Source organism: Streptomyces sp. HSS9-12, assembly GCF_054963655.1.
Map to the genome: position 1 here is coordinate 63889 of NZ_JBUEGC010000035.1, position 12369 is coordinate 76257.

At 71.6% G+C, this 12369-nt stretch carries 10 protein-coding genes; 7 read left to right on the forward strand and 3 right to left on the reverse strand.

What is annotated here, in order from left to right; all coding sequences use genetic code 11:
• The first annotated feature begins 26 nt into the window (after window positions 1-26).
• Both ACY34J_RS19370 and ACY34J_RS19375 read left to right on the forward strand, forming a co-directional pair.
• Window positions 27-473 carry an aminopeptidase P family N-terminal domain-containing protein gene (locus ACY34J_RS19370; protein WP_462727733.1) on the forward strand — a complete coding sequence of 149 codons (447 nt, stop codon included), beginning with the start codon at window positions 27-29 and terminating at the stop codon, window positions 471-473.
• 79 nt (window positions 474-552) lie between these two features.
• A complete protein-coding gene (locus tag ACY34J_RS19375; protein ID WP_462727734.1) occupies window positions 553-1401 on the forward strand; it encodes a maleate cis-trans isomerase family protein in 849 nt (282 codons plus the stop codon).
• Between the two features lie 57 nt (window positions 1402-1458).
• Here ACY34J_RS19375 and ACY34J_RS19380 read toward each other — a convergent pair whose 3' ends face one another.
• Window positions 1459-2364: a LysR family transcriptional regulator gene (locus ACY34J_RS19380; protein ID WP_462727735.1), complete on the reverse strand. Its 906-nt coding sequence runs from the start codon at window positions 2362-2364 to the stop codon at window positions 1459-1461.
• Window positions 2365-2623: 259 nt separating this feature from the next.
• Between ACY34J_RS19380 and ACY34J_RS19385 the strand changes: the two genes are divergently transcribed.
• The 5 genes from ACY34J_RS19385 (at window position 2624) to ACY34J_RS19405 (ending at window position 9496) form a co-directional block, all read left to right on the forward strand.
• Window positions 2624-5749 (forward strand): DUF3604 domain-containing protein, encoded by a 3126-nt coding sequence (locus ACY34J_RS19385; RefSeq protein ID WP_462727736.1) that lies wholly within the window; start codon window positions 2624-2626, stop codon window positions 5747-5749.
• 10 nt (window positions 5750-5759) lie between these two features.
• Window positions 5760-6731, forward strand: coding sequence for a glycine betaine ABC transporter substrate-binding protein (locus ACY34J_RS19390; protein WP_462727737.1), 972 nt, complete (start codon window positions 5760-5762; stop codon window positions 6729-6731).
• A 24-nt stretch (window positions 6732-6755) separates the two neighbouring features.
• Complete coding sequence (locus tag ACY34J_RS19395; protein WP_462727738.1) at window positions 6756-7997, forward strand: quaternary amine ABC transporter ATP-binding protein; 1242 nt, start codon at window positions 6756-6758, stop codon at window positions 7995-7997.
• On the forward strand, window positions 7990-8928 hold the full coding sequence (locus tag ACY34J_RS19400) for an ABC transporter permease (RefSeq protein WP_462727739.1): 939 nt from the start codon (window positions 7990-7992) through the stop codon (window positions 8926-8928). Before ACY34J_RS19395 ends, ACY34J_RS19400 begins: the two co-directional genes overlap by 8 nt.
• A gap of 250 nt (window positions 8929-9178) precedes the next feature.
• Window positions 9179-9496: a hypothetical protein gene (locus ACY34J_RS19405; protein ID WP_462727740.1), complete on the forward strand. Its 318-nt coding sequence runs from the start codon at window positions 9179-9181 to the stop codon at window positions 9494-9496.
• On the opposite strand, the gene ACY34J_RS19410 is transcribed toward ACY34J_RS19405, so the two are convergent.
• Window positions 9477-12017 (reverse strand): beta-galactosidase, encoded by a 2541-nt coding sequence (locus tag ACY34J_RS19410; protein WP_462727741.1) that lies wholly within the window; start codon window positions 12015-12017, stop codon window positions 9477-9479. The two genes, ACY34J_RS19405 and ACY34J_RS19410, sit on opposite strands and share 20 nt — an antisense overlap.
• 46 nt (window positions 12018-12063) lie before the next feature.
• Window positions 12064-12369 (reverse strand): SUMF1/EgtB/PvdO family nonheme iron enzyme (locus ACY34J_RS19415; RefSeq protein ID WP_462727742.1); only part of this gene is annotated, 306 nt, incomplete at its 5' end.

Sequence of the window (12369 nt, forward strand, 5' to 3'; positions counted from 1 at the left end):
TCGGGGCGGACTTCACACTGACGCTCGTGACAACCCAAACGTTGGCAGCCGCCGATGTCACGGCGGCTGCAGGACGCCTTGACATCCCCGAATACGAGAGCAGAGCGGCCGCCCTACGCGAAGCGATGCGTGAGAGGGACCTCGCGGCCGTGGTGCTCGCCGGACCCGAGAGCATCTACCACCAGACGGGCCTGGACCACCTGGGGTACTTCGCCCTCACCCTGCTCGTCGTGCCGGCGGCCGGCCAGCCCGTGCTGATCGCACGGCAGATGGAACAGCACACGCTACGCGCCCAAGTCCCGCACGTGCGCCACGCCGCCCAACTCGCCGGGCAGCCCGTCTCGGGCCGGAACTTGCCGCAGATGGCGTACGTGCGCGGTCGCATTGACACTCCCCTGCTGGCCAACGAGGCGTCCTGGACGCGCTATGACCAGCTTTCGGTGATCCAGCACGCGGCCGCCGACGTGCTCTGAGACGCCGCCCCGCACACAGGCATCCCATCCTGCACTCGCCCGACGACGTCACGTCGCTCCTTCCCAACCAGGAGTTCCTTTGGACATCACCTTTCTCGGCGGCCCCGCTCCGCAGCGTGGTATCGGAGTCATCGCACCGTTCGACTTCGCCCTGGACCGAGAGCTGTGGCGCTGGGTGCCGGACGACGTCTCCCTGCATCTGGCCCGAACACCGTACGTACCGGTCGAGGTGTCCCCGGACATGGCCAGGCTCGTCAGCGAGCACCAGACCCTGCGGGATGCCGTGCTCGCGCTGAGTGCCGTGGGCCCCGAGGCGGTTGCCTACGCATGCACGTCCGGCAGCTTCATCGACGGCATCGTCGGCGAACGGTCCATGTGCGAGACGGTTCGGGAGGTGGTACCGATCCCCGCGACCACCACCTCGGGCGCGCTGCTCGAAGCACTGGCGGAGTTCGACGCCCGCAGGGTCACCGTCATCACCCCTTACACGGAGTCGCTGACCGACGCGCTGGAGGAATACCTCGCCGAGGGGGGCGTGACCGTGACCGGACGCGAGTACCTCGGCTTGACTGGGGAGATCTGGCGCGTGCCGTACCAGGCAGTGCTGGACATGGCCCGCGGGGGCGTCGCCGAGGGCGCCGACGCACTGTTCATCAGCTGCACCAACCTGCCCACGTACGACGTGATCCCGCAGCTGGAGGCGGAGCTGCGGATACCGGTTCTCTCCGCGAACCAGGTGACGATGTGGGCCACGCTGCGCAGCATCGGCATCCCGGCCGTCGGCCGCTACCAAGCGCTGCTCGACCCGACAGCTCGCTCGGGGCTGCCGGGCCCTGCCGGACCATCTGCTCCGCCGCCGCCCCCCTTCGGGGACGTGCCGGAGAAGATCTCCCACGAAGGCGAGGGCTCCGACACCCCCATCGTGTGACCTCCCCCCGACCTGTGAGCCCGCCGGGCCCTCTGCCATCACGGCCGGGCACGGATGTCACTCCACAACCGGCTCCCCCCGGGCCGGGCCTCTTCTGCACAACTCCACGAACGCCGCCGCCGCGGGCGCCAGTTGCTCGCAGCGCCACATCATCACCGCGCCACGCACCAGGCGGGGTGTCGTCGCCATCACGACTGCCCCCTGGCCGGCTGCGTCCTCCGCGAGCCGGCGCGGCAGCAGTGCGGCACCCGCGCCGGCCAGGACGAGGGGGGCGATGGCGGCCCGGTGTGTGGTCTCGACCGCGACCCGGGGCGGCCTGCCGCCCACGGTCAGCACGTCGTCGACCAGGGCACGCATGGCGGTGCCCTGCGGTGTCGAGACGAACGGGAAGCCCGCCAGTTCCGTGACCGGCAAAGCCTCCCGGCCGTCTCGCCCGGCGCCGGCGCCGGGCGGCAGCACCGCGAAGAACTGCTGCTCCGGCAGGCGCAGATGATCCAGCCCGTCCATGTCACCCGGCGATTCGGCGAGGCCCAGCTCGCACTCCCCGGTACGGACCATGCGGGTCACCGCGTCGTCGTGCTCGGGATCGGTGACGCGGACGTCGACCAGCGGGTGCTTCTCCCGGAACCGGCCGATCAGGTCGGCCAGCGGGTCGACGGCGAGAGTCGTCAGCGCGACGATGTCGACCAGTCCGCCGGCCAGCCCGATCACGCTCTCCACAGAGGCGCGCGCGGTGGCGAAGTCGCGCAGCACCTGCTGGGCGGGCCGGACCAGCGCCTCACCGGCCGCCGTGAGGCCGACGCCGCGGCCCAGCCGGTGGAACAGAGGCGCGCCGAGGTCGCGTTCGAGCGCCCGTATCGCCTGCGACAGGGACGGCTGCGCCACCCGCAGGCGACGGCTGGCGCTGGTGAACCCGCCGCTGTGAACGATCGCGAGGAAGTACTCCAGCTGGCGACGTTCCATAGGATGATCCTATGGGTGCCGTCAAGATCTGGTCTTCCTCCACCGGGCGGACCCTGTTGTAGAGACGGCCGCAGGGGCGGGATTGTGTCCGGCAACAAGGCGCCGCTGCCTTCAGTGCTTCACCCCGGGCCTGCACTCCCGGGCTTTCGCCCCGAGCCTGCGCTCCCGAGGTCCCGGCCTTCGCTCCCGGCCCGGTCTCTCTGCCCCTGTCGACCACGACGCCCCGAAGGGACGCCTCGCGATGATGAGTTGCTGTGGTTTGGACCACCACCAGGCGGGCTACACCGAACGCCAGCGGATGGACCTCGACAGCGTGCTCGCCTTCAACCGCCGCCTGGCCGCCGCGATCGACGCGTGCACGGACATCTCGGCCGTCGTCGCGGTCCTGGACCCCGACCCGCTGCGCTACATGTGGGTCGACGAGGGCGGCGGACGGCTCACCGAGTATCTGGCCGCGGCAGAGCGGGAGTTGGGCGCCGCGCCCCAACTGCCGGGTCACCGCCGGCTGCCCGGCCGGATGGTGTGCGAAGGGCGCTCGGCGGCCCGGCCGGCGGTCGCGGCGGCGGACGACGGCCGAGTCCTGCACGTGTGGGTCGAGTGGCAGGACGGGGTCGGGGAGCGGGTCGTCGCGGCGCTGGCGGACGGCCCCGGCGTCGAGGCGGAGCCGGTCGTGCTGACCGGCGAGCCGTCCGACTGCTTCCGCCCGTCCGCCGCCTTCGACGCTGTGGGCGCCGGCTGGTTGTGCTATGGGCGGGCTGATGCAGACGGTCACGTGGACGTGTGGGCGCATCGCCACGACCCCACCACCGGATGGGGTCCCGCGCAGCGGGTGAGCGGCACCGGCCACCCGTCGTTCAACCAGGAGGTCGTGGCGCACGCGGACGGCGGCGTCGAGGTGGTATGGCAGGGCCCGCACGGGTCCGGCTTCGGCATCTGGTCCCGGCGCTGGTACGAGGGTGTGTGGGGCGAGGCCCGGCTGGTCAGCGAGGGGGCGGCGGGCAACGCCTGGGATCCGGCCGTGGTGGCCCTGCCGGACGGCGGCAGCGCGTACGCGTGGTCGGAGTACGTGGCCGGGTCGTACCGGGTCGTGGTGTGTACGGCGGACGGGTCGGGGGCGCTGGGCCCGGTGCGCCCGGTGAGTTCGGGGACGGACTACGCGCTGCACCCGAGCCTCGCGGTGACCGCGGACGGCGCGCTGTGGTGTGCGTTCGACCTCATCGCGGTGCACGGGCACGGCGGTTCCGGCCCGACCCGGCTGCGGCCCGCGGCGGAACTTCCCCAACCGCCGCACGTCATCGGCATGCGGGACAGCGGCGATGCCGTACCGCCGGAGCTGCTGCCCGAGGTCACGGCGGCCTTGAAGGTCGTACAGGTGACCGAGGACGGGCTGCTGGAGGCCGAGGGTGCGCTCGCCGAGGGGCTGGACGTGGTGCCGGGCGGGCTGCCCCGGCTGGCCGCGGACGCGTCCGGCGGGCTGACCGTCGCGTACCGCATCCACCGGCGGCTGCCGCTCATGACGTACTACTGGGAGGTCGCCGCGCAGACGCTCGGCCCCGAGGGCTGGTCGAAGCCGGTCACCTTCGGCCGCAGCGACGGGACGCTGGAGGAGGTGGCGGTGGCGCGCGCCGGCGACCGTGTCGTGCTGGCCTGGCAGACCGACGGCCGTCTGGAGCGCAGCCTCACCTGGACGGAGGGCTTCGGCGGCCGGGAGTGCCCTGTTCTGCTGGAGCACCTGGGGTCGGTGGTGTGGCACGGGATGCACGGCGTCGGCGCGATCGGCTCCGCGGTGCTGCCCGCCGCCGGCGGTCCCGCACACGCCGCACGCCGCCTCCCGGTGGTGGAGAGCAGCGACCGCCGCGAGGCCCGGGCCTGGGCCGCGACCGCCAGTCCGCGGTACCGCACCGAAGTCGACGGCAGCGAACTCACCCTCTACTGGGGCGACCTGCACCGCCACTCACTGGTCAGCCGGTGCACCTCCGGTGACGAGCCGTCGCTGGAGGACTTCTACCGCTACGGCTGGGACGTCTGCGACTACGACTTCTGGGCGGTCACCGACCACTCCGAGAACAGCAGCGCCTACCAGTGGTGGTCGATCCAGAAGATCGCCGACCTGTTCCGGGTCGACCACCGCTTCGTGCCGCTGTACGGGTTCGAGTGGACCGGCAACACCGGCCACCAGAACGTGATCTACGGCTCCGAGGAGCGCGGCGCGCCGATCTATTCGTCGTTCGCCGCAGGTTCGCAGACGCCCGACGGACTGTGGGCGAGCCTGCGCCGGCACCCGGACTACCCGGCGCTCACCATTCCGCACCACCCCGGCTCGGCGATGATCCCGTACGACTGGGATTACTACGACCCGCAGTACCTGCGGCTGGTGGAGGTCTTCCAGGCGTGCCGCGGCAACTACGAGGGCCAGGGCTGCTTCCGGCAGTACTCGGACGGCACGCTGGACGGGACGTTCGTGGTGGACGGGCTGCGCCGGGGGCACCGCTTCGGGCTGATCGCCAGCTCGGACCACGGCAACGGCGCGAGCTACGTCGGCGCGTTCGCCGAACACCTCACCCGGCAGGGCGTGTTCGACGCGCTCCAGGCGCGCCGGGTGTTCGGGGCGACCACCCGGGACGTCCTCGTCGACGTACGCGTGGGTGGTGCCTTCATGGGCGGCGAGATCCGGCGCGATGGGCCGGTCGACATCGAGGTGTACGCCCGCGGCTTCCGCGACCTCGCGCGGATCGAGCTGGTCAGGGGCGGCGAAACGATCCGGAGCCTGGCGCCCGACCTGGGGCTGCCGGACGGCTGGGTGGAGCTGCCGCTGCGCGTGGAGTTCGGCGGCAGCCGCGTGACCACCGACTGGAGCGGACGGCTGCGGATCGACGGCGGCGAGGTGGTGCAGACGCCGTTCTGGAGCCCCGAGGTCACCTCGGCCGACGCGGGCGAGGTGCGGTGGACGGCGCACACCAAGTCGTTCGGGGAGCCGTACGGTTCGCAGCGCGGCGGGATCGAGCTGACCCTGGTCGGCCCGCCGGAGGCCGTGGTCGACCTGCGGACCGGGCAGGGTGGCACCACCGTGGCGCTGGGCAAGCTGCTGGCCGGGGCGGTCGAAATGCCGGGAGGGGACGGCGGGCGGCTGAGCCTGGGCCGCGGAACAGGTGGGCTGACGTCGCTCGGCGGGACCGAGCGGAGGCTGACGTGGACGGATGATCCCGGCGGCGCCGCCTACTACTACGTACGAGTCATCCAGATCGACGGGGAGATGGCCTGGTCGTCGCCCGTCTGGGTCGACCCCGAGGAGCCGACGGGATGTCAGCCCAACCCCGCCCCATCATCCGTAGAGGAGATCGTCTCTCATGCTCCCGAAACTGATCGCGACAATCCGCAGCCGTAGCAGGTCCCCCATGACCCCTGCCGGCACACGGCGCACCGGCGTCCTCGCCCTGACTCTCGCCCTTCTCGTGCCGCCGCTGCTCGCGGGCTGCGGCAGCAGCGACGCCAGCTCCTTCGGCTCCGGCGGCGGCAGCGGATCGCACACCGTCCGCCTCGTCCAGCAGCCCTGGGCAGACCTCGTCGTCGAGAACCAGATCACCAGCGACATCCTCACCAAGCTCGGCTACTCCCCCTCCACGCAGGAGGTCTCGGTCCCGCTGGGCGCCCAGGCGCTGTCCACCGGCAAGGCGGACGCCTACCTCGGCAACTGGTGGCCCTCGCAGCAGACCGTGTACGGCAAGCTCATCGACAAGGGGTCGGTCAAGGTGGCGGGCACGCTGCTCACCGGCACCCAGTACGCGCCGGGCATCCCGGGAGCCATGGCGAAGAAGCTGCACATCACCTCTCTCGCCGACCTGGCCAAGCACGGCGATCTCTTCCACCACGAGATCCTCGGCATCGAGCCGGGCACGCCGGGCAACCAGTACATCCTCGACGCGATCAAGAAGAACGCGTACGGGCTGGGCAAGTGGAAGCTCGTCCAGAGCAGCACCGAGGCCATGCTCGCCGAGGTCGGCCGCCGCATCGCCAAGAACGAGCCGGTCGTCTTCCTGGCCTGGCGCCCGCACTGGATGGTGGTGAAGTGGAAGGTGACCTTCCTTGCCGACCCGCAGCACGTCTGGCCCGGCGCCGGCCAGATCCGGGTGCTCACCCGGTCCGGACTGAAGAAGGACGACCCGAACCTGGTCCGTCTGCTGTCCCGGATCCGCATCGACACGGCCACGGCATCCGCCTGGATCAACGCCTACGACAACAAGAAGAAGTCGGCCAAGGACATCGCCTCGTCGTGGATGGAAGCGCATCCGGAGGTCTTGAAGAAGTGGCTGGCCGGGGTCAAGACGGTGAGCGGCAAGGACGGCGCCGCCGCGGTGGTCGGTGGGTGATCCGTCATGGCCACAGGACTGTCGATGACACGGACCCCGCTCGCGGACGCTCCCGCGGCGGACACTCCCGTGATGATCGAAGGCTCGGGCCTGAGCAAGGTCTACGGGCTCCCCGAGCACCGCGCGAGGGCGCTGCTGGGCGGCGGGTCCGCCGAGTCTCCGGCCGCGTCGGTCGCCGCGGCGGGGGGACATCTCGCCGTGCACGACGTCTCGTTCACCGTCGGACGTGGTGAACTCTTCGTCGTCATGGGCCTGTCCGGCTGCGGCAAGTCGACGCTGCTGCGGATGGTCAACCGGCTCATCGAGCCGTCGTCCGGGACGCTGCGGATCGACGGCGCCGAGGTGACCGCCATGGACCCGGACGGCCTGCGGGAGCTGCGGAACCGCCGTATCAGCATGGTCTTCCAGCACTTCGCGCTGCTCCCGCACCGGTCCGTCCGGGACAACGCCGCGTACGGGCTGCAGATCCGGGGCGTTCCGGCGAAGGAACGGCTGGAACGGGCCGACGCGGCACTGCACCAGGTGGGACTCGGGGACCGCGGTGACGCGCGCCCGCACCAGCTGTCCGGCGGTATGCGGCAACGGGTCGGCCTGGCACGGGGGTTGGCGACGGATGCCGACATCCTGCTGATGGACGAGCCGTTCAGCGCCCTGGACCCGCTGATCCGGCGGAACATGCAGGACCTGCTGCTCGGGCTCCAGGAGGAGCACCGGCGCACCATCGTCTTCGTCACCCACGACCTCAACGAGGCCATGCGGATCGGCAACCGGATCATGGTGATGAAGGCCGGCCGGGTCGTGCAGTGCGGTACCGGGCCGGAGATCCTCTCCTCGCCCGCGGACGACTACGTGAGCGACTTCGTCTCCGACGTCGACCGGTCCCGCGTGCTGACCGCGGGAGCGGTGATGCAGCCCGTCCTGCTCACCGCGCGCGTCAGCGAAACGCCCGCGGACGTGCTGGACCGGCTGGCGAACGCGGAGGCGAACGGCGTCTTCGTGCTGGACGACGACGGGCTGCTGCTCGGCGTGGCGCGGGACCAGGATCTCGCCTCCGCCCTGCGCGACGGCGCGCCGGATCTCGCCGGGCGGGTGCTGAAGGACTGTCACGCGGTGCCGCCGGACCAGCCGCTGGCGGACTTCCTGCACCTCGCGGGCCGGGGCCTCGTCCCGGTCGCGGTCGTGGACGCCGGGCGGCTGCTCGGCGTCGTGCCCAGGGCCGCCATCCTGACCGCCCTCGCCCAGCCCAGGAGGTCCGCTCATGCCTAGGATCCCGGTCGGACGCTGCGTCAACGACGTCATCCAGTTCCTCCTGCACCACCTCGGCGGAGTGTTCGACGGGCTGTCGTCCGTCGCGACCTCGGCGGTGAACGGCGTGTACTGGCTCCTGCACACGCCCCCGTCCGGGGTGCTGATCCCGGTCTTCGCGGCCATCGCGTGGCTGGCCACCCGGCGCTGGCAGCTCGTGGTCTTCACGGTGCTGGCGTTCCTGCTCGTCGACTCCATGCAGATGTGGACCCAGGCGATGCAGAGCCTCACCATCGTGCTGATCGCCGCGACCGCGGCCGTGGCGACCGGCGTACCGCTCGGGGTGTGGGCGGCCACCAGCAGCCGGGCCGGCGCGGTGGCGCGGCCGGTGCTGGACTTCATGCAGACGCTGCCGGTGTTCGTCTACCTCATCCCGTCCGTGTTCTTCTTCGGGATCGGCGTCGTGCCGGGAACCGTGTCGACGACGGTGTTCGCCCTGCCGCCGGCGGTCCGGCTGACCCAGCTCGGCATCCGGCAGGTCGACCCCGAGATCGTGGAGGCGGCGCACGCCTTCGGGTCCCGGCCCCGACAGGTGCTGCGGCAGGTGCAGATACCGCTCGCGATGCCGTCGATCATGGCGGGCGTCAACCAGGTGATCATGCTGGCGCTGTCCATGGTCGTCATCGCGGGGATGGTGGGCGCGGGCGGGCTCGGCGAGGTCGTGGTGCGCGGCGTGACGCAGCTCGACGTCGGCGCCGGGTTCGAGGGCGGGCTGTCGGTGGTGGTCCTGGCGATCTTCCTGGACCGGGTCACCGGCGGCCTCGCCACGCCGGGGCTCGGCGCGCCGTGGCTGCGGCGGCTGCTGCGCCGCCCGGCGGCGGACAGCACCGCAGCGGCGGACCCGGTGCCCGCCGCCACGGGCACCGGGGAACTGGTGAAGGGCACGTCCTGACAGGCCCCCGGCGCCCGCCAGTACCTGCGCCGCGGCGGCCTGGCCGCGCGGTTCGGACAGGCGCTGCCGGGGCAGATGCAGTCCGTGCTCGCCGACGTCGCCCAGGCCCTGCTCCTGCCGGGCAGCGTCGGTCGTCGACCGGCCCCAGGTGACCGGGCCCCTGGTGCGGGGCGCTGCGCGAGCGCCGTCAGTCGGTGCGCGCGCCGGCCGACTGCGCGCGGCTCACCGGCCTGGCAGTGGTCGCTGGCCGGTGCTCTCCGCGCTGCTGGGTGGCACTACGCCCGTCCGGGCCGTCGCAGGGAAGGGCATCCGCCAACTGCGCTGGATCGAGGCGCAGTTCACCGCGGACGGGCTGCTGCCCGAGCAGGCACCGACCGGGCCGCGGCCGGCTCCCGAGCGAGAGCGGGAATGGCTGGACCGCCGGGGGCCGAATGCCACCCCGCTGCTCTGGTCGCACGGGATGTATCTCATCCTCGCCGACGAACTGGGCGAGTTCAGATCGGTGAACCGTACGGGAGGGGCTGCCCGGCCCCTCCCGTACCGGGGCATCAGCCCGCGCGGACCGTGAACTCCCGGCGCCGGACGCGCATGATGGTGCGGCCGCCCTCATACGAGGTCTTGGCTCCCTCGCACCGCGCCCGGCCATCGACCGCCACGACCGCTTGGTCACCCAGGGCGCGGAAGGTGACCCGGCCGTCCCCGATGCCGACGATTTCGGCGGTCGCGTAGGCGATCCGCAGCCCGCCGGCCTTCAGGCCGAGCGGAAGCATCGCCCCGCTGCGCCCGGGAAGGTTCAGCTTCTCGCCGCCGAAGAGCGCCTTGCCCTTCTCACTGACGGTGCAGGACTGGTCGTAGCCGGAGTTGATGTTGAACGCGTGCAGCAGTCGCCCGCCGTCTGCGTCCCTCGTGGTGAGGAAGAAGACTGCGGCGTCCGTGGGGCTGTGGGTGATCCTGGGGGCCGCTGCGAGGGTGTTGAAGGCGCGGAGCCAGAAGTCGAGGTCGCAGCGGTAGGCCGTGGCGATCATCACGGCCCGCCCGCCGCCCACGGGGATGTCGAAACCGCAGCCCTCGCGGGTGGAGACCTCGCGCAGCACGGTCTCGCCACGGCTCGGGGTGTACAACTGCGCGTACTGCACGCGGATCTCGGCGCGAGGAGCGGCCCAGCCGTGGGCGGTCACGGAGAGCCGGAAGCGGTTCGCGTCGGTGAGGTATCTGCCCTTCTTCAGGCCCAGGGCGTCCAGCAGGACGGTGCTCGGCCGGCCCGCCATGTCCTTGTCGGGCACCCGGCCGGACAGCAGCAGCTTGCCGCCCGCCTTGAGGTAGCGCACCACACGCTCCTGCAGTCCCGTGGCCAGATACGCGCCGGTGGCCAGGGCGAGGAGGGGAACGCTCTTCGGGTCGAGGTCGCCGGCCTGGAGGTTGACGCTGCGGTAGCGGAAGCCGTTGAACAGCATCGCGCGGGACAGCGCGCCACGCGGGCCGAAGCCGCGGGTCCCCTGCACATCGCTCAGCACCGCCTTGACCGCGTCGCTCTCCGGCGGCCGGTACTCGGTGAGGTAGTGGTCGGGTACGAAGCCGAGCACCACCTCGTCGTATTCCGGCTTCATCGGGGCCAGGGCCGAGGCCAGCGCGCCCACGGCATGAGACACGCGCTTGGTGGGCTCGTAGGCGAGATTCGGCCTGCCCTCCGGATCCACCGGAGCGGCGAAACCGTGGCGCTCACCGGTGATGCCGATGCGGTCGTTGCCGTCGCCGGCCGGCTCGTCGAGCTTGGGGTTGAAGCCCCCGGCGAACAGGTAGTAGTTGATCATCTTGACGCCCTGGGCGACGCAGAGCCGGGTCTTCAGGGGCGTGCTCTCGGCGTCGGACTGGTTGTTCAGATCATTGCCGTAGTCGGCGTGCCCCGCGTCGAACTCCAGGGCGGTCAGCGGCTGGTCGCCGTCGTGCACCGCGTCCATGAACGCGTTGATCAGGTAGAGGTCGGTGACGTTGCGCACCGTGAGGCTGCCGAGGTAGAAGTCCGACCCGGAGATCATCCCGGACTTCCCGGAGTAGGTCTCCATCAGCTGGCTGATGCCGATGGGGAAGTTCTCCGCGCTGCCGCCCCCGGTCCCGTGGATGTTGATCAGGAACGGCACGCCCTGGACGCCGGCGTCCTCGGCGTACTTCCGCAGGTGCGCGACGTAGCGCGCGAAGCGGCCGCGCATGAAGGTGCCCAGGTCGTGCATGAGGGCGGCCGCATAGCCGTCCTGGGGGGAACGGATGGCGGCATTGCGCTCGGAGGCGGACTTGCCGGCGAAGGGGTAGCGGTCGCCGAGCTTGTCGCCGTACGTCCGCTCCAGCCAGCCGTTGAAGTCCGCCAGCAGGTGGTCGGTGAGGTCCGGGGAGTTGCTGACCCACGCGAGCATGCCGATCTCGTTGTCCAGCTGGCAGGCGATGACACCCGGCCCTTTGCCCCTGCGGTGCAGCCGCTTGGCGATGACCGGCATCACCGCGTCGTACCAGCGCTTCGCTTCTTTGAGGAAGGCGGGCGCCAGATAGTCGACGGTCGGGGTGGGGGCCTTCGCCCCGTTCCAGCCGGTGGGCACGATCTCCGGGTGCTCCTTGCGCACCCGCTCCGGGACACCCTCGCCCTTGAGCTCCGCCATGGTGAACGGGCCGGGCCGGACGATGACATGGAAGCCGTTGTCAACGCAGAGGTCCAGGAAGGCGCCCAGATCGCGCTCGGGACGTGTGCTGCCGGTGACGTCGATCGTGCCGTCCGGCGTCTCGTGCCACATCCAGGGGACGTACGTGGCGATGGTGTTGAGCCCGGCGGCCTTGGCCCGCTCGAGCCGGGACTGCCAGTCCGAGCGCTTGAGCCGGAAGTAGTGGATCTCGCCGCCCAGGACGATGGCGGGCTCGCCGTCGATGAGGAACTGCTTGTCCCGGTAGGTGACCGAGGCGTCGTTCTGCGACAGCGCGTTGTGGTCGGCCAGGGGGACCCCCGCCGCGGCGGGGGCGCCGCCGAGGCCTCCGGTCGCGGCCACGACTCCGGCCCCCAGTCCTCCGAGGACGGTCCGGCGGCTCGGTACGAACTGCTGAGTCATGTGCGGCTCCCACGGTGTGAAACGGATCGGTGCGTTCAATGGCCCGTCAGGCCCAGCGGGCGCAGCGGAGGCCGGTGTTGCCGCTGGAGCTGTCCGGGGTGTTGCCCATCCGGGCGGACGTGCGATGACGGAAGCAGTAGGACTCGTGGCACATGTGGGAGCCGCCGCGCAGGACGCGGGCGGCTCCGGCGGGCGGGCCTTTCGGATTCACGCGCTCGGTGGGCGTCGCGGCGGCGTCGACGCGGACGGTCACCCGGGCGGGCTCCGCGCCCTTGGCCATGGCGCAGCCGCGGACAGGGGCGTCGGTGAGCGGCCCGGGGCCGCCGTCGGTCCAGGAGGCGACCTTGTACCG